Here is a 26,011-nt window from a genome sequence, read left to right as displayed (position 1 = left end):
AGCCGGCTCTGCCGGTCCGCAGGCATGCCCCCTGGGGGGAGGCGCGCAGCGCTTCGGGGGGCGGGGCTATTTCGGTTTACTTCACCAGCGTCCAGTTGCCGTCCTTCACCGTGATGAGTTCGCGGCCGCGGTCGTCGAAGCCGCTGTGGTCGGCGGCGCTCATGTTGTAGACGCCCTGGGTGCCGACCAGTTCGCGGGTCTGCTCCAGCGCGTCGCGCAGCGCGCTGCGGAACTCCTTGGTGCCCGGCTTGCCGGCCTTCTCGGCCAGCGGGATGGCCTTTTCCAGCAGCAGGCCGGCGTCGTAGACGTTGGCGCCGAAGGTGGCGGGCTTGGAACCGTTGAGTTTTTCGTAGGCGGCGATGTAGTCGCTGGCGACCTTCTTGGACGGGTTGCTGTCGGGCATTTCCGGCAGCACCAGCATCAGGCTGGCGGCCAGCACGGTGCCTTCGACCTTCTTGCCGCCGAGCTTGAGAAAGTCGGGCAGCGCGGCGCCGTGGGTCTGGTAGAACTTGCCCTTGTAGCCCTGGTCGAACAGCGTCGTCTGCGGCAGCACGCTGGCGGCGCCGGGAGCGGCCACCAGCACGGCGTCGGGCTTGGCCGCCAGGATCTTCAGGGCCTGGCCGGTGACCGAGCTGTCAAAGCGCAGGTAGCGTTCATTGGCGGTGATCTTGATGCCCTTCTCGGCCGCCAGGCCGGAGAACACCTTGTACCAGTTCTCGCCATAGGGATCGTTCAGCCCGATGAAGCCGACCGTCTTGATGCCGGTCTTGGCCATGTGGTCGACCAGCGCGCGGGCGATGATGTCGTCGTTCTGGGTGGTCTTGAAGACCCACTTCTTCTGCTCGTTCATCGGCAGCACCACGGCGGCGGTGCCCACCGGCGCCAGCATCGGCACGCCGGCCTCGGCGGCGAACTGGATCACGCCCATGGCGTTGGGCGAGCCCGACGGCCCGATCAGGGCGTCCACGTTCTGTTCGGTGATGAGCTTCTTGAAGGCCGTGACCGAGTTGGTGGAATCGCTGGCGTCGTCCAGCGAGATGTATTCCACGGTCAGGTCGCCGATCTTCTTGGGCAGCAGCGGCACGGTGTTCTTTTGCGGAATGCCGACCAGCGCGGTGGGGCCGGTGGACGAGGTGACCACGCCGACCTTGACCTGGGCCAGGACGGGCAGGGAGACCAGCGTGGCCAGCACGGCGGCGGCCAGGGGGAGTTTCTTCGACAGCATGGCAAAACCTCCGGATAGGGGGCAGAGTGGGTGCGGCTGGAAAACGGAGAAAACGGATACCGCGAAAATTGCTTTTGGCTTCAACTTTCTGGCACTGCACTGTAGACGCGGTCTGCGTGCTTACCTATCCGTCAAAACCCGAAGCGGATGCGTGGGACGCCGGTCAGATGGTGATGGAACTGACGCTGGCGCCGCCGCAGACGAACAGCGTCTGGCCGGTGACGAAGCTGTTGGCCGGGTCGGCGAAGAACATCACCGCCCGCGCCACGTCGTCCGAGCGTCCCAGGCGCTTGACCGGGATGCCGTTGGCCAGTTGCTTTTCGCGTTCGCTGCCGGGTTCGATCACTTCGTAGAACATGTCGGTCTGGATCGGGCCGGGCGCCACCACGTTGACGGTGATGCCAAAGGGGGCCAGTTCCAGCGACCAGGTGCGCGCCATGCCGACCATGCCGGCCTTGGTGGCGGAATAAGCGGTGCGGGTGGGCAGGCCCAGCGCGCCGCGCGAGGACATCATGACGATGCGGCCGAAATGGCGCTCCTGCATGCCGGGCAGGGCCGCCTGCACCAGGCTGATGGCCGCGCCCAGGTGGATCTGGGTCAGGCCGTGCAGTTCCTCCTGGGTCACCTGCGGCAGCAGGTTGGGCCAGATGACGCCGGCGTTGTGGATGACATGGCTGACCGGAAAGCGCGCGGCGATCTCGGCGCCGGCCTGGGCCGTGGCGTCGGCGTCCAGCAGGTCCACCTGCACGTTGTGCAGGCGCGGATGGCTGAAGTCGGCGGCGCGGCGCGCCATCGAGATCACCTCGTAGCCCGCGTCGAGCATGCTGCGGCAGATTTCGGCGCCGATGCCGGCGCTGCCGCCGGTGACGATGGCGACGTTGGTTTGCGTCATGGTGAATCCCCCTGTGTTCTGTTGTTCTTGACGGCCGCTCAGGCGCGCGGCGCCAGCGCCAGCACCCGCAGCGGGCTGCCCGAGCCGCTGCGGATCTTGAGCGGCGCCGAGAAAATCACCGCGCCGGTGGGCGGCAGCTGGTCCAGGTTGGTCAGGCACTGCAGGCCGTAGCGGTTGTTGCCGTGCATGAAGTAGTGGCAGGGGTAGGGCGGATTCAGGTGATGGGCCTGACCGGCGTCGGTGCCCACCGATTCGGTGCCGAAGCCGTGCACGTCGCGTTCCTTGATCAACCACGGCACCACCTCGGCGTCGGGGCCGGGCGAATGGGCGCCGTCTTCCTGCATGTTCAGGTATTCGGCCGGCTTGGCGCGCTTGGACCAGTCGGTGCGCATCAGCACCCAGGAACGGGCCGGGATGCGGCCATGCTGTTCCTCCCACTTCTTGACGAAGTCGATGGTCAGCAGGAAGTCCGGGTTGTCGCGCGCCTCGGCCGAACAGTCGATGACGCAGGCGCCGGCGATGAAGGCCTCGACCGGGATGGTGTCGACGGTGTTGTCGGGTTGGTCCTTGCCGGTGACCCAGTGCACCGGCGCATCGAAGTGGGTGCCGGTGTGCTCGGAGCACGAGAAATTGTTCCAATACCAAGCGGGGCCGCGCTCGTCATAGCGCGAGATCTCCTCGATACGGAACGGCCAGGCCTGGCCGAACTCCGGCGGCAGCACGATGGTGGGAAATTCGGGCGTCAGCGTCTCGGTCAGGTCCACCAGGCGGATGCGGCCCGACACCAGTTCGGTCATGAATTGGGCAAGTATGGGTTGGCTCATCTGTTGCTCCTTTGGTTTTCGTGTCGGGGCGTCAGGCGCCCAGTTCCCGTTCCAGTCCCTTGGGGTTCTCCGCCAGCCGCGCGCGGAATTCCTGGGCCACGTCGCCGACGTACACGTCCTCGACGCCATCCTTCAGCGCGCGCACGATGGCGCTCGCGATGGCCGTGGGCGCCACGCGCGGGGGCGGCGTGCGCTGCTCCCATTCGTGGTCGACCGGGCCGGGGAACACGTTCACCACGCGCACGCCGGCCGGCCGCATTTCGGCGCGCAGGCATTGCGCCAGCGACAGCGCGGCGGCCTTGGAGGCCGACCACATGCCGCGCGCCGGCAGGTTGACGTGGGCGTAGATCGACAGCACGTTGACCCAGGCCGTGGCGTTGTTGACGCCGTCGGCGGCGCGGCCGCACAGCGCTGGCCCGAAACCCTGCGCCAGCCGCATCAGGCCCAGCACATTGACGTCCAGGGCGTCGCGCGCGGTGTTGACGTCCTTGCGGCCGAGCAGGCCGCCTTCGCGTTCCAGGTCGGCGGTGTTGACCAGGATCTCGACCTTGCCGCCGATCGATGCGGCGGCGCGTTCGACCGAGTCGCTGTCGGTCACGTCCAGCGCCAGCGCCTGCACCCGTGGATCGGCCGCCAGCGCGTCGAAGCCGGCGTCGCGGCGCCAGGCCTGCGGATCGCCCAGGAACACGGTCGGGCAGCCGGCGTCGAGCAGGGCGCGCGCCACCGCCTGGCCCACCGCCGACTTGCCGTCGGTGACCAGCGCCCGGCGGAATTTCGGATCGCACGAGGTCTCGCGCAGGGTCTTGTCGTCTTCCATATGGGGCGTATTCCTTTCGGGCAGGGCGATCATCACGGCCTGGCCGCTGCGGTCGAGCTTGAGCGCCAGCCGCACGCGGGCGCCGTCGGCGCAATCCTGGTGCACGTGCGCCACGACCGACGGGCCGGCGTCCATGCGCACCGTGCCCACCCGCCACGGCAGGCGTTCACGGAAATAGAGGTCGTTGCTGTGATGCAGCGTGGTGCTGACCAGCAGCACGCCGCTGGGATCCACCGGCCGCCACGGCAGGCGTTCCGACAGGCAATGGCCGCAGACCTCGCGCGGCGGGTACTGCACCGCGCCGCAATCGGCGCACGTCTGGAGTTCGAAACGGCCTTCGGCGGCCGCGGCCGTCAGGCCCAGGGCGGCGCGGCTGCGGGCGCCCGGCGGCAGGGTCGGCTGGCGCGTGCGCGCCACGGGGTTCTTGCGCGGCGGCTTGGCTAGCGGCTCGGTCATGCGTCGCTCCTGGCCAGGATGGCCGCGGCGGTGCACAGCCCGCGGTCGTAGTTGATCATGCCGAAGCCGCTGACCAGGCCCAGGCGCGCGTCGGCCACCTGCGTGCCGCCGGCCGTGCCGGTCAACTGGCGCAGCGCCTCGACCATGCCGAGGTAGCCGCCGGCGGCGCCGGCCTGGCCCACCGACAACTGGCCGCCGTTGGTGTTGAAGGGGAAGCTGCCGTCGATGGTGAAGGTGTTGGCGCGCACGAATTGCGGCGCTTCGCCCTTGGCGCAGAAGCCCAGGTCTTCCATCTGCATCAGGTTGATGACGGGGTAGTCGTCGTAGGCCTGCAGGAAGTCCATGTCGGCCGGCGCCGCGTCCGCCATGCCGTAGAGTTCGTCGATGTCCATGGTCCAGCCGCCGCGGGTCTGGATCGGGTCCTCGATCCAGGCGTTGTGGCGCTCGATGGTGGACAGGATGCGGGCGTAGGGCAGGTTCAGCGCCCGCGCCCGGTCTTCGCTCATCACCAGGAAGCCGTCGGCGCCAGCGCAGGGCATGACGCAGTCGAACAGGTGGATCGGGTCGGTGATGACGCGCGCGTCCAGGTATTGCTTGAGCGTCAGCGGCTTCTTCATCAGCGCGTGCGGATAGCGCAGCGCGTTGTCGCGCTGCGCCACGCAGACCTTGCCGAAGTCCTCGCGGGTGGCGCCGGTGCCGCGCATGTAGTGCGCGGTCAGCAGCGCGAAGCTGGCGTTGGGGCCGCCCGCGCCATAGGGATAGACGGCGTCCTGGGCGAAGCGCGAGAACTGGCTGACGGTGTTGCGGAACGAGTCGACCTGGTTGGTGTCGCCCGCGATGCAGGCGACGATGCCGGCGTCGCCCGCCTGCACCGCGCGCGCGGCGCGGCGCAGCGCGGCGACGCCGCTGGCGCCGCCCATGGGGATGTGGTCGAGCCAGCGCGGGCTCATGCCCAGGTGCTGCGTCAGGCCCACGGCGGTGTCCGGCGCCAGCGTGAAGCTGGACACGCACAGGCCGTCGACGTCGGTCTTGGCGATGCCGGCCTGGCGGATCAGCGCGCCCAGCGCGCGGCCCAGCCACCAATGCGCGGCATGGGTGGAATAGCGCTCATACGGAATGCTGACGGGCAGGGCCGCCACCACGCCGTCGTAGCGGGCGCGCGGCGGGCTCATCGGGCGGGCTCCTGGCGCTTCTTCATGGCGGTGGTGTCGACGCAGCTGGCCGTGCCCGGCAGGGTCGGCGCCAGCGCCTTCATTTCGCCGCGCTGGATCTTGTTGGTGGTAGTGAGCGGCAGGCTGTCGACGAAGGCGACGTAGCCGGGCGCCTTGTAATAGGCCAGTTGTTGCAGGCTCCACTGCACGATGTCGCGGGCCGCGTCGGCGCGGGCGGCGGCGTCGGCGGGCGCGGTTTCCGCCACCACGCAGGCCAGCACCTCGTCGCCGCGCACCGGGTCGGGCACGGCGGCCACCGCCACGGCCTTGACCAGCGGATGCTGCAGCAGCACGCTTTCGACTTCCACGGCGGAGATGTTCTCGCCGCTGCGGCGGATCACGTTCTTCTTGCGGTCGACGAAGCGCAGCGCGCCGTCGGCCTCGCGGCGCACGATGTCGCCGGTGTGGAACCAGCCGTCCTCCCAGGCCTGCGAAGTGGCCTCGGCGTCCTTCAGGTAGCCGGCGAAGAAGCCGTAGCGCGGGTCATCGCCGGCATGGCGCACCAGCAGCTCGCCCGGCTCGCCGGCCGCGGCCTCGCCGCCGTGGTCGGCGACGATGCGCACCTCTACGTCGTCCTCTTCGCGGCCGAAGCAGCTGCTGCCGATGTGGCGCGGCTCCTGGTTGGCGATGATGACGGCCCCGGCGCCCGTTTCGGTCATGGCCCAGGCTTCCAGCAGCGGAAAACCGAAGCGTTCCTCGAAGGGCTGGTGCAGCTTGCGGTCGACGCCCGCGCCGAAACCGAATCGGATGGCTGGCTGCCTGTCCCGCGCCGACGGCTCGGCCTTCATCAGGATCGCCGGCATCACGCCCAGGTAGTGCAGCACGGTGGCGCCGGATTCGCGCACGCTGTCCCACCAGGTCTTGGGATGGAAGCGGTCCAGCGGAATCAGGCAGCCGCCGGTCAGCACCATGGCCATGGCGGAATAGGCCATGGCGTTCATGTGCACCAGCGGCAGCGGCGTCAGCATGCGTTCCTCGCCGGGGCGCAGCGCGGCCAGGCCGCCGATGCGGGCGTACCAGCCGCCCGCGTGCAGGAAATAGCGGTTCGGCAGGATGCAGCCCTTGGGACGGCCGGTCGTGCCGGACGTGTACAGCAGCGCGCACTCGGTCAGTTCGTCGGGCGCGCCCGCCAGCGGCGCGGGGAAGGGCGCGGCGGGCGGGGCGTCGTCCGGCCCCATCACGCGCAGCGGCCGGCCGGCGCGCTCGGCGGCGGCCAGCAGGTCGGCGTGGCGCTCGGGCAGTGCCACCGCCAGCGCGATTTCGGAATGGCCGGTCAGGTACTCCAGTTCGGCCGCGCGCAGGTCGGGGTTGATCGGCACCACCGACACGCCCAGCGCGTTCAGCGCGAACCAGTGCAGGAAGAAGGCCGGCCGGTTTTCCAGCAGCAGGCCGGCGCGGTGGCCGTGGCCGTAGCCGGCGCGGGCGTAGGCCGCGCGCAGCGTCTCGATGGCGGCGGCGGCCTGGGCGTAGGTCAGCTCGCCGGCGCCGATGCCGTAGATGTCGGCGGTTTCCGGCAGGATGCACAGGAAGGGCCGGGCGCCATGCCGGGCCGCGGTGTCCAGGAAAGCCTGGTGGACGGTGGGGCTCACAAGCCGCTCCTACATGAACAATTGGATGTTGCCGAACGCGGCGTCGCAGTTCACCAGGTCGACGCGCTTGAGGCGGATACGCAGCGCGCCGTCCTGCTCGACCAGGTGATGCGTGGCCCAGCCGGCGTACAGCGTCTGCGCGTCCTGCCGCGTCTCGACGTAATGGAAGGCGGTGCGCACCACGTGGCGGCCCTGGTCCGGCGCCGAATCGGGATGGTCGTGTTCGACCGTGGGCGCCTGTAGCAGATGATGGCAGCGGCTCTTGGGCTGCTGCGAGAAGGTGCGCTGGCCGGCCAGGCGCTCCACGCGCACGCGCAGCAGCAGCTTGTCCTCGTACATGAGCGAGGCGTGCAGGCGGGCGTCGGTCTGGCCGTGGGCCAGCGGCATCCAGTAGTGGCCGTCCTCGGTGTACAGATCCAGCCAGTCCTCGAAGCGCAGCTCGTCGAGCAGGCGCGCCTCGGCGTAGACGAAATCGATCAGGTCGCGGTCGCTCAAGCTCATGCCTGCTCCGTCATGTAGCGGCCCCATGCGCGGTACTGGTTGCGCATCTGCCATTCGTTGGTGCCGTTGGTGGTGACGTTCTTCTGGCCGATTTCGGCGGGGTCGTACAGGCGGCCGACGTTGACCCAGTCGCGGGCGCGCGATTGCAGGCCATCCTGCGCGCGCTCGTACATCTCCAGGTCGTCGTGGCCGACCACCGAGGTGGGCGCGTTGATCAGGCGGTTGTACATGAGGGTGCGTTCCAGCAGCAGGTCGGGCGCGCCGACCAGGCGGAAGGTCCACGACTCCACCAGGGTGCGGTCGGCGGCGATCGGCTTGAACACGCGCAGGGTCTGGATCGGGCCCTTGACCATGATGTTGGGGAAGTACACGGTGTTGTGGCGCACGTCGCCCAGGATCCGGCGGGCGCGCTCCTCGCCGTAGGCGGCGACCATGGATTCCCAGTAACCCGGAATGCCCGAATAGGCGGCGTGGATCGAATCGGACACGCCGGTGTGGCCGTGGCCGTTTTCCCAGACGCGGATGCCCATGTTCTCGAAAAACTCGTAGGGCGAGATGAATGGCGCGAACAGTTCCACCGCCATCGGCTTGGGCGTGCCGGCCGGGGCCTGTTCCCAGACCTTGACCGCGGTGCCGGCCGACGACTCGTGCGCCACCATCGGGTGGCAGGTGTCGGTCTGGTTGTCGACCAGCATCTTCCAGTTGCAGCGGTGCATGTAGCGCAGCACGCCGCCGGCCACTTCCAGCCGGCCTTCGGGCGAGCGGTCGACCATGTTGTCCAGCGTCGACAGCGCGTCGCCGAAGAAGTCCTCGAACGACTGGCCGTTCGGGTTCAGGCGGCAGAACACGAAGCCGCGATGGTTGCGCACGTCTTTCACCGCCGCCATGCCCTGGCTGGCCTCGCACTGCTCCAGGCCGGTGTTCTCATAGCCTTTTTTCAGCGGGATCGACAGCAGGCTGCCGTCGGTCTTGAAGGTCCAGGCGTGGTACGGGCAGCGGAAGAACTTGCCGGTGTTGCCACAGGCGTCGCCCGCCACCATGGTGCCCTTGTGCGGGCAGCGGTTGTGCAGCACGCGCACCGAACGGTCGCTGTGGCGCACCATCACCACCGGCTGGTTGCCGACGGTGGTGGTGATGTAGTCGCCGGGGTTGGGCACCTGGCTGTCGTGGCCGACGTAGACCCAGGTGTTGGCGTATAGCCGTTCCATCTCCAGGTCGAACAGTTCGTCGTCGATGAACAGGTCCTTGTGCACCTCGGTCTCGCGCAGCAGGGCGCGGATGGCGTCGGGGTTGTCGCGGTATTTGGCCATGGGAGTCTCCTCTTGTCGCGCCCGGCCCTACAGGTCCAGCACCAGGCGCGCCGACTTGGCGCGGGAGATGCAGATCTGGATGATCTTGCCGCTGGCTTTCTCGGTATCCGACAGGTAGTAGTCGCGGTGGTCCGGCTCGCCCTCCAGCACGGTGGCCTGGCACACGCCGCATTCGCCGCGCTTGCAGTCGTACATCGGGTCGCAGCCTTCTTCTTCCATGACGTCGACGATGGTCTTGTCGGCGGGAATCGTCAGCACCCGGCCGGACTGGCGCAGCTCGACCTCGAAGGGCTGGTCGCCCGCCTGCGGCGCGGCGGTCGCGAACAGCTCGAAATGGATGTGGGCGTCGGGCCAGTGGCGGGCGCGCGCTTCCTGGATGACGGCGTCGATCAGGCCCTTGGGGCCGCAGACGTACAGGTGCTGGCGCGGGTTGGCGGCGTCCAGCAACGCCTTCAGGTCGAAGCGGCAGGAAGCGTCGTCGTCGGCATGGGGCACCAGCGCGTCGCCGGCCAGCGCTTGCAGTTCCGGCAGGAACGCCAGCTGGTCTCGGCTGCGGCCGCTGTAGTGCAGTTCGAAGGCGCGGCCGGCGGACTTGAGCGCCGCCGCCATCGACGCCACCGGCGTGATGCCGATGCCGCCGGCGATCAGCACCACCGGTTCGTCGCCAGCCGGACCCTCGTGCAGCGGGAAATCGTTCTTCGGTCCTTCGACGCTGAGCGTGTCGCCCACCGCCAGACCGTGCATGTGGCGCGAGCCGCCCGCGCTGGCTTCTTCCAGTCGCACTCCCAGGCGGTATTCGACGGGTTCGGCGAAGCGGCCGGCTTCCGGCGTCAGTTGCACCAGCGAGTAGCAGCGCGGTTCGCGCAGGCCCGGCACGCTGACCTTCAGGTGGGCGCCGGGGCCGAAGGCGGGCAGGGCGCCGCCGTCTTCGCGTGCCAGGCGCAGCGAGCGGATCAGCGGCGATTCCTGGCGGACTTCACGGACGATGAGTTTCAGGGTTTGCACGGCGTTCGTCTCTATCTCGATGTCAGGCGGCCAGTTTCTCGGCCAGTTGGCGTTCCATGGGGCCGCATTTCTCGTCGGCCAGCGCGGCCTGGCGCAAGGCGCGCAGCGAAGCCGCCGCATCGGGCCGGCCCGCCAGTTGGGCGGCGGCCGCGATCAGTTGACGGTACTTGCCGCCGCCGCGCGCGTGGGTGTCGCTGTAGCCCTTGACCAGGCGGCGGCAGTTAACGGTCTCGACCGCCAGGTCGTAGTCGCGCGGCGCCAGGCTGGCGATCAGGTCGAGCCATTGGGTCAGGCCCTCGGATTCGATCTGGTGGCGCAGCGTGCGGCGGCGGAAACGCCGCATGCCGGCCAGCGTGTACAGCATCAGGAAGCCGCCCAGCGTGCCGCTCTGCATGCGGCGTCCCTTGCCCAGGCGGCGTTCGACGAAACCGCCGAAGGCCTTCGACCGTTCGAGCCAGCGGCCCAGCCCGGCCGGCAGCGTGCCGCAGATTTCCTCCAGCCGCGGATGCATGAATTCGGTGGTGTAGACCAACTGGTCCGGCTTGGCGCCGACCTCGGCGCGCACCCGCTCGAAGCGGCTGCCGCGCGTCTTCAGGTCGGCCACGCGGATCACGTCGTCATAGGCCATGGCGGTGGCCAGGTAGCGCGCGGCGGCACAGGTCAGCGCCCATTGCTTCGATTCGCCGCCGTGGCGCGCGTCGAGTTCGCGGATCGCGGCCATGCGGGCCAGGTAGTCCTCGGCATAGGCCAGGTCCTGGAACTCGATCTGGCGGCGCGCGCCGGCCGTCAACATCGGCTGCGCACAGGCGGGGAAATCGCGCGTGATGCGGTCCAGCAGCGCCTGCGCCGCCGGGCTGGCGGCGCGTTCGGGCACGACCGGCTGTGGCCGGGTCAGGTCGATCGCGGCCGGCTGCGCGGGCGCCTGGTCGGCGGCCTCGAAGCCGAGCGCGAAGGCGCGCAGGCTGGCGTCCACGCCGACGCCGGCGCGCCGCACCGTGGCCTCGAAGTCGTCGCGCGAGAACGGCAGCGCGCCGCTGCCGGCCACGGCGCCGAACAGGCTGGCGCTGATGACGCTGCCGGCGCGGTCTGCCAGGTCCTGCAGGTCGAAGCAGAGGAAGCGGCGGGCCGCGGCGCGGCCGGCCTCAAGCACCTTGTTGGGATCGGCGATGCCGTTGCCCGGCGCCGATTTCTCGCTGACCGCGTAGCTGCGGTGCGACGAGGCGATCAGCACGCTGCGGTCGGGCGTCACCAGCCCGCGCTGGATGGCGCGGCCGCCTTCCATCAGTTCGGCCGCCACCACCAGATCGACGTCGCCCGGCGTGGGCATCAGCGCCAGCGCGGGCGGGCGTCCGGCGCGCGTCACGTCGGATTCGGGCAGCAGTTCCAGGTAATAGATGGTGGCGCCGGTGCGCTGCGCCACGCCCGGCACCGAGGTGGTCTGGGCCCACCAGCCGGCGTGCTCGGCCATGTCGACGATCCAGTCGGCCAGCACGCCGCCGCCCTGGCCGCCCATGGCCAGGATGGCGATCTTGATGGGAGTGCCTTGCTGCAATGCCACCGGGTTCATGGGGCGGGTCCTCACAGGGCGAATTTGGCCAGGCGCGCTTCGCGGCGGCGCTGCAGGTAGCCGATCACGCCCTGGCGCAGGCGCGCCAGGAAACGGTCGCGGCCGCTGGGGTTATGGACGATGTCGGCGCGGTAGAAGGACGGGCACAGCACGGCGGCGTGCGCCACTTCGCCGCAGTTGCCGCAGCCGACGCAACTGCTCTCGACGTGGGCGACCGGATCTTCCTTGAGGGGATCGCCGCTGTCCTTGACCGTCAGCGACGGGCAGCCGGACAGCCGGATACAGGCATGGTCGCCGGTACAGACGTCGGGGTCGACGCCGAAGCGTTCCTTGACCACGCGCTTGCCGGCCTTGACCGCCTGGTTGAACAGCGGCTTGATGCGGCGCTGCTTGTTCAGCATGCATTCCGACTGGGCGATGATGACCTTGGGACCCTTGATGTCGGTGGTCAGCGCTTCCTCGATGGTGGCGCGCACCTTGGCCACGTCATAGGTGCGGTCCAGCGTGCGCACCCACTTCACGCCCACGCCGCGCACGGCCTGGTCGATGGGATTGTTGGTGGAGCGGTCCGGATTCTCGGCGCGCGAGGACAGGATGTCCTGCCCGCCGGTGGCCGAGGCATAGAAGTTGTCGACGATGACGATGACGCCGTCGTACTTGTTGAACACCGCGTTGCCGATGCCCGAGGCCAGGCCGTTGTGCCAGAAGCCGCCGTCGCCCATGATCGAGATGGGCCGCTTGGCCGCGGGCACGTTGAAGGCCGCGGCGCTGGACGCGCCCAGGCCGTAGCCCATGGTGGTCGCGCCCAGGTTGAACGGCGGCAGAATCGAGAACAGGTGGCAGCCGATGTCGCAGGAGATATGGTGCTGGCCCAGCTTTTCCTGCGCCAGCGTCAGGGCCGAGAAGATCGGCCGCTCCGGACAGCCGGTACAGAAGCCGGCCGGGCGCGGCGGCACCACCGCGGCCAGTTCCGCGACGTGCTTGTGGAAGGTGATGGGCTGTTCGGCCGGACGCGGCGCGGGCTTGGGCCGGGTGATCTCGGTGACCTGCAGCGCGGGCTCGGCGGCGCCGGCGTCGGCGGCCACGGCCGGATGGGTCTGCAGCGATTCGGGGCGTTCGCGCTTGAGGAATTCGCGCAGGCCGTCGCGCATCACCTGGGTGGTGTATTCGCCCGCCATCGGCAGCACGTCCTTGCCGGACAGCTTCGTATCGACGCCGGCCTTGCGCAGCACCGCGTGCAGGGCCTGTTCCAGGTAGTCGGGCTGGCCTTCCTCCAGCAGCAGCACGGCGCGCTTGCCGCGGCAGAAGTCGATGACCTCGTCCTCGATCACGGGGTAGGCCACGTTCATCACATACAGCGGGATGCGGCTGTTGCCGAAGTTGTCGGCCAGGCCCAGCAGTTGCAGGGCGCGGATCACGCCGTTGTACAGGCCGCCCTGCAGGATCAGGCCGATGTCGTCCTGGTCGCCGTCGAAGTGCTCGTTGAGCTTGTGCTCCTTGATATAGCGGATGGCGGCGGGCCAGCGTTCCTTGATCTTTTCCTGCTCGTGCAGGAACGAGGCCGGCGGCAGCACGATGCGGCTGGTGTCGCGCGCCGGGCTTTCCAGCGCCTGGGCCAGCGAGAACGCCGGCCGCTGGTTGTCCTTGGCAATGAAGCGGCCGTGCACGTGGCAGCCGCGGATGCGCAGTTGCAGCATCACTGGCGTCTTGCTGGCCTCCGACAGCGCGAAGCCGTCTTCCACCGCCTTGACCATGCTTTCCAGGTTAGGGCGCGGATCGAGCAGCCAGATCTGCGATTTCATGGCGAACGCGTGCGAGCGTTCCTGCATGATGGACGAGCCTTCGCCGTAGTCTTCGCCGACGATGATGAGCGAGCCGCCGGTGACGCCGCCCGAGGCCAGGTTGGCCAGCGCGTCGGAGGCGACGTTGGTGCCGACGGTGGATTTCCAGGTGACCGCGCCGCGGATCGGGTACATGACCGAGGCGGCCAGCGTGGCGGCGGCGGTGGCTTCCGAGGCGCTGGCCTCGAAGTGCACGCCGAGTTCCTGCAGGATATCGTTGGCGTCGGCCAGCACGTCCATCAGGTGCGAGATGGGCGAGCCCTGGTAGCCCGCGACATAGCCCACGCCGGACTGCAGCAGCGCCTTGGTGACCGCGAGAATCCCCTCGCCGCGGAACTCCTCGCCCGCGCCGATGCGCAACTGCTGGACTTCTTTCTTGAAAGACCTTTCAGCCATCTCGAACTCCTCCACGCGGACCGGCATCCGGGTCCCGAAGCCATGCTGCTGCGCAGCACGCCCATGTCACGAAATTTCGCTCTGAAAAATACTTTAGGAGTCAACGTTTTAGCTGTCAACAAAAAAGATGAAATTTCATGGAATCAAAAAAATATCACGCGAAAACAAGGGTGTATATACTGGTTGTTCTCTATCCGAGTGCTCGTGAAAACGCGCTTTGATGGTGCAAAAACGGGTTGCGATTCGGGGTATACCCTGTGCTGCGCAACAGCATTGCGCCGCGTCATGGCGCCACCGCGCGCCATCGTGGTGCAATGCGCCTGCCGGCCTCGGGTCGCCTATTCAATATTGATGCGTGGGAGCGGAACAACATGCGGTCGGACAAGCACGGCGGCGGTACCCGGGACGGCGGTGCGCGGTTCGTCGATGACTACCTGGCCTACCTGCTGGCACAGGCCAGCCAGCGCATCTCGGCGGAGTTCCATCAGCAGGTGAAAGCGGCTGGCCTGTCGGTGACCGAATGGCGGGTGCTGGCCAGCCTGGAAGGCAGCGCTGGCGAAACCATCGGCGACCTGGCGGTGCTGGCGATCACCAAGCAACCGACCTTGAGCAAGGTGGTGCAGCGCATGGAAACCGAAGGGCTGGTGACGCGCACCGAAGTGCGCGCCGACCGCCGCCAGACGCGCGTGGTCATCACCACCAAGGGCCGCCATCTGATCGCCGCGCTATGCGAGCAGGCCATGCAGCACCAGAAGGCGGTGCTGGCGCCGTTCGGCGAGGATCAGGCGGCCCTGCTGATTGACATGCTGCGCCGCCTGATGGCCGAGCACGTGCCGCTCGACCTGCCGCTGGACGCCGACGAATAGGGCGGTGCGCGCGGGCGGGCCGGCAAACAAGCCCCCGATCTGGCCTGTCGGGATGGGATGGGCCGACCGAACGCTGTTTACATACCGGGCCAGCGATTTTTTTGTCATATTTTTATACGTCCCTAAATATGTTCTCCCTCTGAAAACCCCCTCCGGTACGCATAAACCCTTAATTGACGCGGGTCTTGGGCCTAGGCAATATCGCGCCGGTATTCAGACTACAGTCAGGAGTTGAACCTATGCGCCGCACTTTGATTGCCATCGCGATCGCCGCCGCCGTGGCCGTGCCCTCGATCGGGCAGGCCAAGACCTTCCGTTGGGCCGCCCAGGGCGACATCCTCACCTTCGATCCGCACTCGCAGAACGAAGGCATGACGATTGCCGCCAACAGCTACGTCTATGAACCGCTGGTGGACTACGACAAGGACTTCAAGGTGGTGCCGCGCCTGGCGACCGAGTGGGAGCAGGTTTCGCCCACGCTGTACCGCTTCAAGCTGCGCCCCGGCGTCAAGTTCCACGACGGCGCCGCCTTCACGGCCGACGACGTGGTGTTCTCGGTGCATCGCGCCATGGCGCCCACTTCGAACTACAAGGCCTACACCACCGGCATCAAGGAAGCGCGCAAGATCGACGACCTGACGGTCGAGATCGAGACCACGGCGCCCAACCCGGTGCTGCTGCGCCAGCTGCCCAACGTGTTCATCATGAACAAGGCCTGGTCGGAGAAGAACAACATCGCCAAGCCGCAGGACTTCGTCAACAAGGAAGAAACCTTCGGCGCGCGCAACACCAACGGCACCGGCCCGTACAAGCTGAAGTCGCGCGAAGTCGACGTGCGCACCGTGTTCGAAGAGAACAAGGACTGGTGGAACAAGGCCGGCAAGGTCGGCAACGTGACCGAAGTGGTGTTCACGCCGATCAAGCAGAACGCCACCCGCACCGCCGCGCTGCTGTCCGGCGAGATCGACTTCGTGCTCGATCCGGCCGCTCAGGATCTGGACCGCCTGCGCCAGTCGGCCAAGGTGGTCGAGGGCAACGAGTACCGCACCATCTACCTCGGCCTGGACCAGAAGCGTCCCGAGCTGCAGTATTCCAACATCAAGGGCAAGAACCCGTTCCAGGATATCCGCGTGCGCGAGGCGCTGTACCGCGCCATCGACGTCGACGCCATCAAGCGCGCGGTGATGCGCGGCCTGTCGGCGCCGACCGGCACCATGATCGCGCCGCAGGTCCACGGCTGGGCCGAGTCGCTGCACAAGCGGGTGCCCTACGATCCCGAGAAGGCCCGCGCGCTGCTCAAGGACGCCGGCTATGACGGCACGCTGAACTTCACGCTGGACTGTCCCAACAACCGCTACATCAACGACGAAGCCATCTGCCAGGCCGTGGTCGGCATGTGGGCCAAGGTGGGCGTGAAGGCGACCATGAACGCCATGCCGCGTTCGACCTACTTCCCCAAGGTGCAGAACTCCGACACCAGCGCCTACCTGTTCGGCTGGGGCGTGCCGACGTTCGACGCCATGTACACGCTGCAGAACCTGATCCGCACCAAGGGCGAGGGCGCGGACGGCATGTACAACCTGGGCAACTACAGCAACAAGGACCTGGATGCGATCATCGACCGCATCAAGACCGAAACCGACGCGGCCAAGCGCGACGCCGACATCCGCAAGGTGCTGGAGGTGCATGCCCAGGAATTCGGCCACATCCCGCTGCACGACCAGGTCATTCCCTGGGCCATGCGCAAGAACGTGTCGGTGATCCACCGCGCGGACAACCGCCTCGTTGCCGACTGGGTCAAGGTCGACTGACCCCGCCCTTCCGGCTAACCAGACAGCGAAGCCCCGCGGGGCTTCGCCGTTTTGCCTTTCCCGCCTATGTTTGCTTTCATACTGCGTCGCCTGTTGCAGGCCGTAGCGGTGATGCTCACCGTCGCGCTACTGGCCTTCGTGCTTTTTCAATACGTCGGCGACCCTGTCACCATCATGCTGGGGCAGGACGCCACCGATGCCGAGCGCATCGAGCTGCGTGAGCGCCTGGGGCTGAACGAGCCCGCCATCGTCCAGTTCGGCCACTTCGTGGCCAACGCCGCGCAGGGCAATTTCGGCATTTCCCTGCGCCAGAGCGAACCGGTCTCGAGCCTGCTCAAGTCGCGCCTGCCGGCCACGCTGGAGCTGTCCCTGGTGGCGGCCCTGCTGGCGCTGGTGGTGGGCGTGCCGCTGGGCGTGTACACCGCGCTCAAGCGCAACAGCCTGCTGTCGCAGCTGCTGCTGGCCGGCTCGCTGCTGGGCGTGTCGTTGCCGACCTTCCTGATCGGCATCCTGCTGATCCTGGTGTTCTCGGTGCAACTGGGCTGGCTGCCCAGCTACGGCCGCGGCGATACCGTGGCGCTGGGCTGGTGGACCTCCGGCCTGTTCACCGCCAATGGCTGGAAGCACCTGATCCTGCCGTCGATCACGCTGTCGCTGTTTCAGATGACGCTGGTGCTGCGGCTGGTGCGCTCCGAAATGCTGGAGGTGCTGCGTTCGGACTACATCAAGTTCGCGCGCGCCCGCGGCCTGAAGCGGCGCGCCATCCATTTCGGCCACGCGCTCAAGAACACCATGGTGCCCGTCATCACCATCACCGGCCTGCAGCTGGGCGGCATCATTGCTTTTGCCATCGTGACCGAGACGGTGTTCCAGTGGCCCGGCATGGGGTTGCTGTTCATCCAGGCGGTGCAATTCGCCGACGTGCCGGTGATGGCCGCGTACCTGTGCCTGATCGCGCTGGTGTTCGTGGTGATCAATCTGATCGTCGATCTTCTGTATTTTGTCGTGGACCCGCGCCTGCGCTCCGGGCTGACCCGCGGCGGAGGTGGCCACTGATGCGTGCCGTTCTGAAACGCTGGTGGGACAGCGATATTGCCTGGGCCTGGCGCCGGGCGCCCGTGGCCATTGTCGCCACCGTCATGCTGGCGATGTTGCTGATCGGCTCCTTCGGGGCCGGCTGGGTGGCGCCGCACAATCCGTTCGACCTGACCAAGGTCGAGCTGCTGGACGCGCTGCTGCCGCCGGCCTGGTCGCCCAACGGCCAGTCGACCTATCTGCTGGGCACCGACAGCCAGGGCCGCGACCTGTATTCGGCGATCCTGTATGGCACCCGCGTGTCACTGCTGATTGGCCTGGCCTCGGTGCTGCTGTCGATGCTGATCGGCATCGTGCTGGGGCTGATCTCGGGCTACGCGGGCGGACGCATCGATGCCTTCATCATGCGCATCGCCGACGTGCAACTGTCGTTCCCGGCGATCCTGATCGCGCTGCTGATCGATGGCGTGGCGCGCGCCGCGGTGCCGCGCGAGCTGCACGAGATCATCGCGTTCCCGGTACTGATCGGCGCCATCGCGCTGGCCGGCTGGCCGCAGTACGCGCGCACGGTGCGCGGCTCGACCCTGGTGGAAAAGAACCGCGAATACGTGCAGGCGGCGCGCGTGATCGGCGTGGCCTCGCCCGTGATCATGTTCCGCCACGTGCTGCCCAACGTGCTGGGGCCGGTGCTGGTGCTGGCCACCGTGCACCTGGCGACGGCCATCATCACCGAGGCGACGCTGTCGTTCCTGGGCGTGGGGGTGCCGCCGACCGCGCCGTCGCTGGGCACGCTGATCCGCATCGGCAACGATTTCCTGTTTTCCGGCGAATGGTGGATCACCATCTTCCCGGGCGCGGCGCTGGTGCTGCTGGTGCTGTCGGTCAACCTGCTGGGCGACTGGCTGCGCGACGCACTCAACCCGCGCTTAGGGTGATGGCCCACCCCCGAAGCGCTGCGCGCTTCCCCCTCAAGGGGGCATGCTGGCGGACCGGCGAAGCCGGCTCCGCGGCATCCCGATGGCCCCGTCGGCATTTCATCGGCCTCGGGGGCGCTGTACGTGGAACACGAATTTGAGAAATACCTATGAGCGCATTACTTGAAGTCCGCAACCTGCGCGTGGAGTTCCCCACGCGTCGCGGCACGCTGCTGGCCCTGGACGACGTGTCCTTTTCGATCCAGGCGGGCGAAGTCCTGGGCGTGGTGGGGGAATCGGGCGCCGGCAAGTCGCTGACCGGCGCGTCGATCATCGGCCTGCTGGAGCCGCCGGGCCGCATCGCCGGCGGCGAGATCCTGCTGGCCGGCCGGCGCATCGACAACCTGCCCGACGAGCGGATGCGCCGCGTGCGCGGCCGCGAGATCGGGGCGGTGTTCCAGGACCCGCTGACCTCCCTGAATCCGCTGTACACGGTGGGCCGGCAACTGGCCGAGACCATCGTGACGCACCTGGACATGAGCTGGTCGCAGGCGCGCAACCGCGCGGTCGAGCTGCTGGCGGCCACCGGCATCCCGGCGGCGCGCGAGCGCATCGATCACTACCCGCACCAGTTCTCGGGCGGCATGCGCCAGCGCGTGGTGATCGCGCTGGCGCTGGCGGCCGAGCCCAAGCTGGTGGTGGCGGACGAGCCGACCACGGCGCTGGACGTGTCGATCCAGGCGCAGATCATCGAGCTGCTCAAGCGCCTGTGCCGCGAACAGGGCACGGCGGTGATGCTGATCACGCACGACATGGGCGTGATCGCGGAAACGGCGGACCGGGTGGCGGTGATGTACGCGGGACGCGTGGCCGAGATCGGCCCCGTGCGCGACGTCATCCACCAGCCGCGCCATCCGTACACGATGGGGCTGATGGGATCGATCCCGTCGCTGCAGGGACATGCCGAGCGGCTGGTGCAGATCGACGGCAGCATGCCGCGGCTGAACGCGATTCCGCCGGGCTGTGCCTTCAATCCGCGTTGCGGGCGGCGCCTGCCGCGCTGCGGCCAGGACCGGCCCGAACTGATGCCGGCGGGCACGTCCCGCGCGGCCTGTTGGTTGCATGAGAGCGAAGTCGAGGTGGCTACATGAGCACGCCGTTGGTGGAAGTGAAGGACGCGGCGCGCTGGTTCGATGTGTCGCCGCCCTGGCTGGAGCGCAAGCTGGCCGGCAAGCCGCGGGTGATGCTGCGCGCGGTGGACGGCGTGTCGTTCGAGATCAATCGCGGCGAGACGCTGGCGCTGGTGGGCGAGTCGGGCTGCGGCAAGTCGACGGTGGCGCGCATGCTGGTGGGGCTGTATGGCCTGACGCGTGGCGACATCCGTTTCGACGGCCAGCCGCTGTCGCGCATGGCGGAGCCGGGCGGGCGCGAGTTGCGCAAGCGGCTGCAGATGATTTTCCAGGATCCGTACGCGAGCCTGAACCCGCGCTGGCGGGTCGGCCGCATCATCGCCGAGCCGATGCTGACGCACACGAAGATGACGCCGGCCGAGCGCACGGCGCGGGTCGGTGAACTACTTCGACAGGTGGGGCTGGATCCGGCCGACCAGGGCCGCTATCCGCACCAGTTCTCGGGCGGGCAGCGCCAGCGGATTTCGATCGCGCGGGCGTTGGCGGTGAATCCGGAGTTCCTGGTGTGCGACGAGCCGACCTCGGCACTGGATGTGTCGGTGCAGGCGCAGGTGCTGAACCTGATGAAGGACCTGCAGCGCGAGCTGGGGCTGACCTATCTGTTCATCTCGCACAACCTGGCGGTGGTGCATCACGTGGCCGATCGGGTCGGGGTGATGTACCTGGGGCGGATGGTGGAGGTGGCGCCGCGCGATGAGCTGTTCGCGCGGCCGCGGCATCCGTATACGCGGATGCTGCTGGCGGCGATTCCGGATATCGACGGGGCCGGCAAGCCGCGCACGGCGGTGGCGGGGGAAGTGCCGAATCCGTTGAATCCGCCGTCGGGGTGCACGTTTCATCCTCGGTGTCCGCATGCGAATGAGCGGTGCAGGGGGGAGGCGCCGGTGGCTCGGATGGCGGGAGTGGCGGTGGTGGCTTGCCATGCGGTGGAGGAGGGGCGGATTGCGGGGTGATCTTTTGCTTGCTGGCCTTGTAAGGGGTTCTTGAGGCGCCTGTCGCGGCGCGGGGCGGGGTGCGCGGGGCTACGATTGCGGTCCGGAGCCTTCGCTCCGGACTTGCCTAGGCGGCCCCCCCCTTCCTCATCTTCGTCCAGGCCTTCGGCCCTCCCTTCAGATTCCGTCGGGCGCATCTACACGCCCCGCGCACCCCGCCCCGCGCCACGACAGACTCGCGTCAGTGGCTCATGACGGGCGCTTGGGAGAGTGGTGTGCTTGGTGTTTTGCCGACACTGTCGTGAGCGAGGAGCGTCTTGCGGGGCTGCTGCAACGGGGCCGCGCGGGCGGCCCGTTGCAGCGTCTGGGTGGTTGGGCGTCGAGGCGGTGCTGGTTTGCCCGCTTGCCGGTTTTTTTGGCGGGGCGGTGTCGCGGGGGCGCGATTTTGGCAAAGGGCTTCTTTCTGGAAGCCCTTTTGCTTGTTGGCGGCGGCTTATTGTGTCTTGCCGCCTGCCTGCTGGTTCAGTGACGGTGGCCGGGGTCGTTGTGGTCGTGAGCGTGGTCGTGGGCGTCGTCTTCGTCCTCGTCGTCGTCTTCTTCGTCTTCCTCATCCGGATCGGGCAGGGGTTCCTCGGTCAGGGCGAAGGGAAGCACGTCTTCCAGGTTGTCGGACCAGGCGGACTCTTCGCCGTCGTGGTCGAGCTTGATGAAGCGTTCGCCTTCGTTCAGCGAGATCTGGATGGCCCAGAGATAGAGGCAGTCGTAGGTGTCGTCGCCGGTCGGGGGCAGGCCGCCACGGTTGCCCAGGAGGCGGGCGCCGGGGCCGCCGAGCTGGACGTGGGTCTGGGCTTCGTCGGGTTCGGCGTTTTCGTCGATGGGCACGCCATAGGTGACCCATTCGGTGCCTTCTTCGCCCAGCACCACTTCGGCCAGGACCGGCTTGCCCAGGTAGGCGCTGAGGGCGTCGGCGGTCTTGGCGAGCATGTCCAGCTCGGTCGCGCTGAAGTGGGTCAGGGAAGGCGGGGGCGTGGCGGAGGCGGACATGAGGGTTCCTGGCGCGATGATGCCGCGGGGACGGCGTTACGAAAAAAATGCAGACGCTATTGTCTCGCGATCGCGCGAGGCTTGCATCGGACGCTTGGATTACGCGGCCTTCAGGCGGCCGTCGGCATGCGCTTGCGGGCGCTGTCGGGTGACTGGCCGGTCAGGCGCTGGAACATGGCGATGAAGGCGGATGGCGTGCTGTAGCCGAGCTGGCGCGATACGGCCTGCACCGGCTGGCCGGCGTCGAGCAGCGCCAGCGCGCTGACCACGCGCAGGCGCTGGCGCCATTCGTTGAACGACATGCCCAGGTGTTGCTGGCAGTGGCGCAGCAAGGTGCGTTCGGTAATGCCGGCGGTGGCGGCCCAGTAGGCGGCGCCGCGCTTGTCGCCGGGCTGGCGCTGCAGGGCGGTCAGGATGGGGGCCAGCACGGGTTCGGTCGTGGACGGCAGGTAGCTGGCGTAGGCCGGCGCGATGCGGATCTGGTCGATGACCACTTGCGCCAGGCGCCGGTCTTCCGGCGTATCTGGATAGGCGATGCCGCGCCGTTCGAAGTCGCCCAGAATGGCGCGCATGACGGGACTGATCTCCAGCGTGCAGGGCCTGGCGGGCAGGGCGGCGCAGGCGGCGGCAGGGATGTCGATGCAGGCGTAGTGCACTTCCCCCTGGTTCTGGCAGCAGTGCGAGACGTGCGGCGGTATCCAGATGGCGTAGTGGGGCGGCGACAGGTAGGTGCTGTCCTCGATGCCGATTTCCATGATGCCGGACAGGGCGAAATTCAGTTCGCCCCAGGGCGAGCTGTGGCGCTGGATGCGCGAGTGCGGCAGGAAGTGCAGGATGCGGCAGGCCAGCGGATAGGGGCGGCCCGGGCCAAGGCTGGGCGGGGAGGCGGCGAGGTCCATGTCCGAAGTTCGCTGGGGATTGTCGGTTTTTCATTATATACAGCGAGTCAGACAGGTCCTACACTGGCCAGCCGTTATCCTGTTTTTGGCTGTATCCCCATGACGCGCGCCGATGTTTCGCCCACTCCCGCCCGCTATCTGCTGTTCCCGCTGCTGGCGGCGCTGATCTGGTCGGTCAACATGATCGTCACCAAGATGGCGGCCGGCGTGATCGCGCCCGCCGCCATCGGCTTTTACCGCTGGGCGCTGGCGGGGCTGCTGCTGACGCCGTTCGCGCTGCCGGCCGCCTGGCGCCAGCGGCGCGCGCTGTGGCCGTACCTGCCCAAGTTCGCGGTGCTGGGCGGCCTGGGCATGGCGCTGTACCAGGGCCTGGCCTATGTGGCGGCCAGCAGCACCACCGCCACCAACATGGGCATCATCACCGCGATGATTCCGTTGCTGACCATCGCGGTCGGCGCCGTGGTGCTGCGCGAGCGTCCCTCTCTGATGGCGCTGTTGGGCGGCCTGCTGTCGCTGGCGGGGCTGGCGTTGCTGATCGGCGAAGGCGATCCGGCGCGCCTGCTGTCGGTGGGCGCGAACCATGGCGATGTGCTGATGGGCGTGGCGGCGTTGGCCTACGCGCTGTACGGCGTGCTGCTGCGGCGCTGGGGCCTGCCTGTCGGCCCCTGGGTGTCGCTGTACGTGCAGGTCGCGTTCGGCGTGCTGTTCCAGCTGCCCGCCTTCCTGATGGCGCCGGCTTCGCCGCTCAATGGCGACAACCTGCCGCTGGTGCTGTATGCGGGGCTGTTCCCGTCGCTGTTCGCGCCGTTCCTGTGGATGCAGGGGGTGCGCCACCTGGGGCCGGCCCGCGCCAGCGTGTTCCTGAACCTGATGCCGGTGGCCACCGTGGCGATCGCGGCGCTGTTCCTGGACGAGAAACCGCACCTCTTCCACATTGTCGGCGGCGCGATGGCGCTGGCCGGCGTGATGCTGGCGCAGATGCGGGCGCCCTTCGCCGCGGGCCGCCGCGCGCGGGCAGCCTCGTAGGGCGCCACGCGCCTCAGTCGGGCACGGGCTTGCCGTGCCAGTACCGCAGGGCGTGTTCCACCGCGACCCTGGCCGGCACGCGCAGGCCGTGGCCCGCGCCCAGCGCGAAGCGCCGCGCCAGCCCGGCATCGATCAACGACTGGCCGACCGGCAGGAAATGGTCGGCGTCGAGCAGCGCGGGCTGGTCATAACGCTTCCAGACACGCCGGCCGTGCTCGATGATGGGCGAGGCTTCGGGCTGGCGCGGTCGCGTCGGCCACGCGCGTTGTTCGGCCAGGTGCAGCATGGTGCAGACGTCAAAGCCGACGCCTAGCAGCAGGATCTCGGCGTCGGCGCGCAGCAGCTTGGCCAGCGGCGAGGTTTCGCCTAGCGGGTCGTCCAGCCGGTGGTTGGCGGTCAGCGCGTCGGCGCCAGCGCCGACGGCCGCGAACGAACAGGTGGGATGCAGGCTGCGGCGGGCGTCGGGCCAGGTACGGAACAGCTCGGCCACCGCGCCCATGCCACGCGTGGGCGTGATGGCGGGATCGTAAGCTGGCATGTGTTCGCGCAGGGTATCCAGCCACGCGTCCGGCACGGGTGGCGCCTGCCACTGCGCGGGATCGGTCAGGTCGGAGGAATGGGCCGGCATCGCCACCAGGCCGTCGGAACCGACGCAATCGAGCAAGGCCTGGATCAGCGCCACGGGACCGCCCGCGATCCAGCCCAGGGCGCGCAGCGAGGTGTGCACGAGCACCGTGGCGCCGGGGCGCAGGCCGCCCTCGCGCAATTGCGCCGCGAGGCTGTCGCGGGTGGCGGGAAACGGGGTGCGGGCCAGCAGGTCGGCTTCGGTCATGGGGGTGGGCAGGGTGCCGCGAAGGGCGTCATGGAACGGACACAAGCCGTAAATATAGCCTTGCCACCCGCGCGCGGACCCCGCCCGCGCGCCTGTCCGGGTTCCGGCCTACAATCAGCGATTCATCAGCTTTCTTTCCCTATACGAGCCCATGGCCCAATACGTCTACACCATGAACCGCGTCGGCAAGATCGTGCCGCCCAAGCGGCAGATCCTGCGTGACATCTCGCTTTCGTTTTTTCCTGGCGCCAAGATCGGCGTGCTGGGCCTGAACGGCTCGGGCAAGTCGACGCTGCTGAAGATCATGGCGGGCGTGGATCGCGAGATCGAAGGCGAAGCCATCCCCATGCCGGGCCTGAACATCGGCTACCTGCCGCAGGAGCCGCAGCTCAACCCCGAGCACACGGTGCGTCAGGCGGTTGAGGAAGGCCTGGGCGCGGTGGTCACCGCCAAGAAGCGCCTGGACGAGGTCTACGCGGCCTACGCCGAGCCCGATGCCGACTTCGACGCGCTGGCCGCCGAGCAGGCCGAGCTGGAAGCCATCATCGCGGCCGCCGCCTCCAGCGGCGCCGACGACATCGAACACCAGATGGAAATCGCCGCCGACGCGCTGCGCCTGCCGCCCTGGGATGCCATCGTCGGCAACCTGTCCGGCGGTGAAAAGCGCCGCGTGGCGCTGTGCCGCCTGCTGCTGTCCAAGCCTGACATGCTGCTGCTGGACGAACCCACCAACCACCTGGATGCCGAAAGCGTCGAATGGCTGGAACAGTTCCTGCACAAGTTCCCGGGCACCGTCGTGGGCGTGACCCACGATCGCTACTTCCTGGACAACGCCGCCGAATGGATCCTCGAACTGGACCGCGGCTACGGCATTCCCTGGAAGGGCAACTACAGCTCGTGGCTGGAGCAGAAGGAAGACCGCCTCAAGCAGGAAGAGGCTTCCGAATCGGCCCGCCAGAAGACCATCAAGAAGGAACTGGAGTGGGTGCGCCAGAACCCGAAGGGCCGCCAGGCCAAGGCCAAGGCGCGCCTGGCCCGCTTCGAGGAACTGTCGTCCTATGAATACCAGAAGCGCAACGAGACCCAGGAAATCTTCATTCCGGTGGGTGAGCGCCTGGGCAACGAGGTCATCGAGTTCAACAACGTCAGCAAGGCCTACGGCGACCGCCTGCTGATCGACAACCTCAGCTTCAAGATTCCGGCTGGCGCCATCGTCGGCATCATCGGCGCCAACGGCGCCGGTAAATCGACGCTGTTCCGCATGATCGCGGGCCGCGAGCAACCGGATTCGGGCGAAGTGAAAATCGGCCAGACCGTCAAGCTGGCCTACGTCGACCAGTCGCGCGACGCGCTCGAAGACAAGAAGACCGTGTTCGACGCGGTCGCCGACGGCGCCGACCTGATCACCGTGGGCAAGTTCGAGATGTCCTCGCGCGCCTACCTGGGCCGCTTCAACTTCAAGGGCGGCGACCAGAACAAGGTGGTCGGCCAGCTGTCGGGCGGTGAACGCGGCCGCCTGCACATGGCCAAGACGCTGATCGCCGGCGGCAACGTGCTGCTGCTGGACGAACCGTCCAACGACCTCGACGTCGAAACGCTGCGCGCGCTGGAAGACGCGCTGCTGGAGTTCCCCGGCAGCGTCATGGTCATCAGCCACGATCGCTGGTTCCTGGACCGTATCGCCACGCACATCCTGGCTTTCGAGGGCGATTCGCAAGTGGTGTTCTTCGACGGCAACTACCAGGAGTACGAAGCCGACAAGAAGCGCCGCCTGGGCGAAGAGGGCGCCAAGCCCAAGCGCCTGCGCTACAAGGCGCTGAAGTAAGCC

General features: G+C 68.0%; 22 protein-coding genes. 8 read left to right on the top strand and 14 right to left on the bottom strand.

What is annotated here, in order from left to right; all coding sequences use genetic code 11:
• Positions 1 to 76 precede the first annotated feature (76 nt).
• The 11 genes from AruCF_RS25910 to AruCF_RS25860 form a co-directional block, all read right to left on the bottom strand.
• Positions 77 to 1,225 carry an ABC transporter substrate-binding protein gene (locus AruCF_RS25910; protein ID WP_006388950.1) on the bottom strand — a complete coding sequence of 383 codons (1,149 nt, stop codon included), beginning with the start codon at positions 1,223 to 1,225 and terminating at the stop codon, positions 77 to 79.
• Between the two features lie 163 nt (positions 1,226 to 1,388).
• A complete protein-coding gene (locus tag AruCF_RS25905; RefSeq protein ID WP_026382659.1) occupies positions 1,389 to 2,117 on the bottom strand; it encodes an SDR family NAD(P)-dependent oxidoreductase in 729 nt (242 codons plus the stop codon).
• Positions 2,118 to 2,155: 38 nt separating this feature from the next.
• On the bottom strand, positions 2,156 to 2,941 hold the full coding sequence (locus tag AruCF_RS25900) for a cyclase family protein (RefSeq protein WP_020925011.1): 786 nt from the start codon (positions 2,939 to 2,941) through the stop codon (positions 2,156 to 2,158).
• A gap of 31 nt (positions 2,942 to 2,972) precedes the next feature.
• Positions 2,973 to 4,214, bottom strand: a complete 1,242-nt coding sequence (locus AruCF_RS25895; RefSeq protein ID WP_049071596.1) for an SDR family NAD(P)-dependent oxidoreductase — start codon at positions 4,212 to 4,214, stop codon at positions 2,973 to 2,975.
• Complete coding sequence (locus AruCF_RS25890; RefSeq protein WP_049071598.1) at positions 4,211 to 5,386, bottom strand: thiolase family protein; 1,176 nt, start codon at positions 5,384 to 5,386, stop codon at positions 4,211 to 4,213. Before AruCF_RS25890 ends, AruCF_RS25895 begins: the two co-directional genes overlap by 4 nt.
• Positions 5,383 to 7,014: an AMP-binding protein gene (locus AruCF_RS25885; RefSeq protein ID WP_049071600.1), complete on the bottom strand. Its 1,632-nt coding sequence runs from the start codon at positions 7,012 to 7,014 to the stop codon at positions 5,383 to 5,385. Before AruCF_RS25885 ends, AruCF_RS25890 begins: the two co-directional genes overlap by 4 nt.
• Positions 7,015 to 7,023: 9 nt before the next feature.
• The gene (locus AruCF_RS25880; RefSeq protein ID WP_049071602.1) at positions 7,024 to 7,515 is read right to left on the bottom strand and encodes an aromatic-ring-hydroxylating dioxygenase subunit beta; all 492 of its coding nucleotides are present in this window, start codon (positions 7,513 to 7,515) and stop codon (positions 7,024 to 7,026) included.
• Entirely contained in the window at positions 7,512 to 8,825 is a 1,314-nt protein-coding gene (locus AruCF_RS25875) for an aromatic ring-hydroxylating dioxygenase subunit alpha (protein WP_049071604.1), read from the bottom strand. The genes AruCF_RS25880 and AruCF_RS25875 overlap by 4 nt, the downstream gene beginning before the upstream one ends.
• Positions 8,826 to 8,852: 27 nt before the next feature.
• The gene (locus AruCF_RS25870) at positions 8,853 to 9,830 is read right to left on the bottom strand and encodes a PDR/VanB family oxidoreductase (protein ID WP_049071606.1); all 978 of its coding nucleotides are present in this window, start codon (positions 9,828 to 9,830) and stop codon (positions 8,853 to 8,855) included.
• Between the two features lie 22 nt (positions 9,831 to 9,852).
• Positions 9,853 to 11,397, bottom strand: a complete 1,545-nt coding sequence (locus AruCF_RS25865; protein WP_049071607.1) for an indolepyruvate oxidoreductase subunit beta family protein — start codon at positions 11,395 to 11,397, stop codon at positions 9,853 to 9,855.
• 11 nt (positions 11,398 to 11,408) lie between these two features.
• Positions 11,409 to 13,634: a ferredoxin family protein gene (locus tag AruCF_RS25860; protein ID WP_054416545.1), complete on the bottom strand. Its 2,226-nt coding sequence runs from the start codon at positions 13,632 to 13,634 to the stop codon at positions 11,409 to 11,411.
• Between the two features lie 371 nt (positions 13,635 to 14,005).
• Between AruCF_RS25860 and AruCF_RS25855 the strand changes: the two genes are divergently transcribed.
• From AruCF_RS25855 to AruCF_RS25830, 6 genes are all read left to right on the top strand, one after another.
• Positions 14,006 to 14,500: a MarR family winged helix-turn-helix transcriptional regulator gene (locus tag AruCF_RS25855; protein ID WP_049077486.1), complete on the top strand. Its 495-nt coding sequence runs from the start codon at positions 14,006 to 14,008 to the stop codon at positions 14,498 to 14,500.
• 239 nt (positions 14,501 to 14,739) lie between these two features.
• Positions 14,740 to 16,311 (top strand): ABC transporter substrate-binding protein, encoded by a 1,572-nt coding sequence (locus AruCF_RS25850; RefSeq protein WP_049071609.1) that lies wholly within the window; start codon positions 14,740 to 14,742, stop codon positions 16,309 to 16,311.
• A gap of 66 nt (positions 16,312 to 16,377) precedes the next feature.
• Positions 16,378 to 17,367 carry an ABC transporter permease gene (locus tag AruCF_RS25845; protein WP_006388963.1) on the top strand — a complete coding sequence of 330 codons (990 nt, stop codon included), beginning with the start codon at positions 16,378 to 16,380 and terminating at the stop codon, positions 17,365 to 17,367.
• On the top strand, positions 17,367 to 18,281 hold the full coding sequence (locus tag AruCF_RS25840; protein ID WP_049071610.1) for an ABC transporter permease: 915 nt from the start codon (positions 17,367 to 17,369) through the stop codon (positions 18,279 to 18,281). Before AruCF_RS25845 ends, AruCF_RS25840 begins: the two co-directional genes overlap by 1 nt.
• A 149-nt stretch (positions 18,282 to 18,430) precedes the next feature.
• On the top strand, positions 18,431 to 19,411 hold the full coding sequence (locus tag AruCF_RS25835) for an ABC transporter ATP-binding protein (protein ID WP_049071612.1): 981 nt from the start codon (positions 18,431 to 18,433) through the stop codon (positions 19,409 to 19,411).
• Positions 19,408 to 20,403, top strand: a complete 996-nt coding sequence (locus tag AruCF_RS25830) for an ABC transporter ATP-binding protein (protein ID WP_049071613.1) — start codon at positions 19,408 to 19,410, stop codon at positions 20,401 to 20,403. The genes AruCF_RS25835 and AruCF_RS25830 overlap by 4 nt, the downstream gene beginning before the upstream one ends.
• A 501-nt stretch (positions 20,404 to 20,904) precedes the next feature.
• On the opposite strand, the gene AruCF_RS25825 is transcribed toward AruCF_RS25830, so the two are convergent.
• The gene (locus AruCF_RS25825) at positions 20,905 to 21,426 is read right to left on the bottom strand and encodes a hypothetical protein (RefSeq protein ID WP_049071614.1); all 522 of its coding nucleotides are present in this window, start codon (positions 21,424 to 21,426) and stop codon (positions 20,905 to 20,907) included.
• A gap of 110 nt (positions 21,427 to 21,536) precedes the next feature.
• A complete protein-coding gene (locus AruCF_RS25820; protein WP_049071615.1) occupies positions 21,537 to 22,325 on the bottom strand; it encodes an AraC family transcriptional regulator in 789 nt (262 codons plus the stop codon).
• Positions 22,326 to 22,424: 99 nt separating this feature from the next.
• On the opposite strand from AruCF_RS25820, the gene AruCF_RS25815 reads away from it, so the two are divergent.
• The gene (locus tag AruCF_RS25815) at positions 22,425 to 23,351 is read left to right on the top strand and encodes a DMT family transporter (RefSeq protein ID WP_080977321.1); all 927 of its coding nucleotides are present in this window, start codon (positions 22,425 to 22,427) and stop codon (positions 23,349 to 23,351) included.
• Between the two features lie 13 nt (positions 23,352 to 23,364).
• Here the strand turns inward: AruCF_RS25815 and AruCF_RS25810 are convergent, their stop codons facing one another.
• A complete protein-coding gene (locus AruCF_RS25810) occupies positions 23,365 to 24,183 on the bottom strand; it encodes an AAC(3) family N-acetyltransferase (protein ID WP_049071619.1) in 819 nt (272 codons plus the stop codon).
• Between the two features lie 151 nt (positions 24,184 to 24,334).
• Between AruCF_RS25810 and ettA the strand changes: the two genes are divergently transcribed.
• Positions 24,335 to 26,008 (top strand): energy-dependent translational throttle protein EttA, encoded by a 1,674-nt coding sequence (ettA, locus tag AruCF_RS25805; protein ID WP_006388972.1) that lies wholly within the window; start codon positions 24,335 to 24,337, stop codon positions 26,006 to 26,008.
• The last annotated feature ends 3 nt before the right edge of the window (positions 26,009 to 26,011 follow it).

The organism is Achromobacter ruhlandii (assembly GCF_002082135.1).
Lineage (GTDB): Bacteria > Pseudomonadota > Gammaproteobacteria > Burkholderiales > Burkholderiaceae_B > Achromobacter > Achromobacter ruhlandii.
This window is presented reverse-complemented; position numbering and strand designations above follow the sequence as displayed.

Bases quoted from the DNA above. Each gene is read 5' to 3' on its own strand.
- AruCF_RS25830 (WP_049071613.1), top strand. From the start codon at position 19,408: ATGAGCACGCCGTTGGTGGAAGTGAAGGACGCGGCGCGCTGGTTCGAT.
- AruCF_RS25825 (WP_049071614.1), bottom strand. From the start codon at position 21,426: ATGTCCGCCTCCGCCACGCCCCCGCCTTCCCTGACCCACTTCAGCGCG.
- AruCF_RS25890 (WP_049071598.1), bottom strand. From the start codon at position 5,386: ATGAGCCCGCCGCGCGCCCGCTACGACGGCGTGGTGGCGGCCCTGCCC.
- ettA (WP_006388972.1), top strand. From the start codon at position 24,335: ATGGCCCAATACGTCTACACCATGAACCGCGTCGGCAAGATCGTGCCG.
- AruCF_RS25820 (WP_049071615.1), bottom strand. From the start codon at position 22,325: ATGGACCTCGCCGCCTCCCCGCCCAGCCTTGGCCCGGGCCGCCCCTAT.
- AruCF_RS25810 (WP_049071619.1), bottom strand. From the start codon at position 24,183: ATGACCGAAGCCGACCTGCTGGCCCGCACCCCGTTTCCCGCCACCCGC.
- AruCF_RS25880 (WP_049071602.1), bottom strand. From the start codon at position 7,515: ATGAGCTTGAGCGACCGCGACCTGATCGATTTCGTCTACGCCGAGGCG.
- AruCF_RS25850 (WP_049071609.1), top strand. From the start codon at position 14,740: ATGCGCCGCACTTTGATTGCCATCGCGATCGCCGCCGCCGTGGCCGTG.
- AruCF_RS25865 (WP_049071607.1), bottom strand. From the start codon at position 11,397: ATGAACCCGGTGGCATTGCAGCAAGGCACTCCCATCAAGATCGCCATC.
- AruCF_RS25855 (WP_049077486.1), top strand. From the start codon at position 14,006: ATGCGGTCGGACAAGCACGGCGGCGGTACCCGGGACGGCGGTGCGCGG.
- AruCF_RS25840 (WP_049071610.1), top strand. From the start codon at position 17,367: ATGCGTGCCGTTCTGAAACGCTGGTGGGACAGCGATATTGCCTGGGCC.
- AruCF_RS25900 (WP_020925011.1), bottom strand. From the start codon at position 2,941: ATGAGCCAACCCATACTTGCCCAATTCATGACCGAACTGGTGTCGGGC.
- AruCF_RS25905 (WP_026382659.1), bottom strand. From the start codon at position 2,117: ATGACGCAAACCAACGTCGCCATCGTCACCGGCGGCAGCGCCGGCATC.
- AruCF_RS25895 (WP_049071596.1), bottom strand. From the start codon at position 4,214: ATGACCGAGCCGCTAGCCAAGCCGCCGCGCAAGAACCCCGTGGCGCGC.
- AruCF_RS25815 (WP_080977321.1), top strand. From the start codon at position 22,425: ATGACGCGCGCCGATGTTTCGCCCACTCCCGCCCGCTATCTGCTGTTC.
- AruCF_RS25910 (WP_006388950.1), bottom strand. From the start codon at position 1,225: ATGCTGTCGAAGAAACTCCCCCTGGCCGCCGCCGTGCTGGCCACGCTG.
- AruCF_RS25845 (WP_006388963.1), top strand. From the start codon at position 16,378: ATGTTTGCTTTCATACTGCGTCGCCTGTTGCAGGCCGTAGCGGTGATG.
- AruCF_RS25835 (WP_049071612.1), top strand. From the start codon at position 18,431: ATGAGCGCATTACTTGAAGTCCGCAACCTGCGCGTGGAGTTCCCCACG.
- AruCF_RS25860 (WP_054416545.1), bottom strand. From the start codon at position 13,634: ATGGCTGAAAGGTCTTTCAAGAAAGAAGTCCAGCAGTTGCGCATCGGC.
- AruCF_RS25875 (WP_049071604.1), bottom strand. From the start codon at position 8,825: ATGGCCAAATACCGCGACAACCCCGACGCCATCCGCGCCCTGCTGCGC.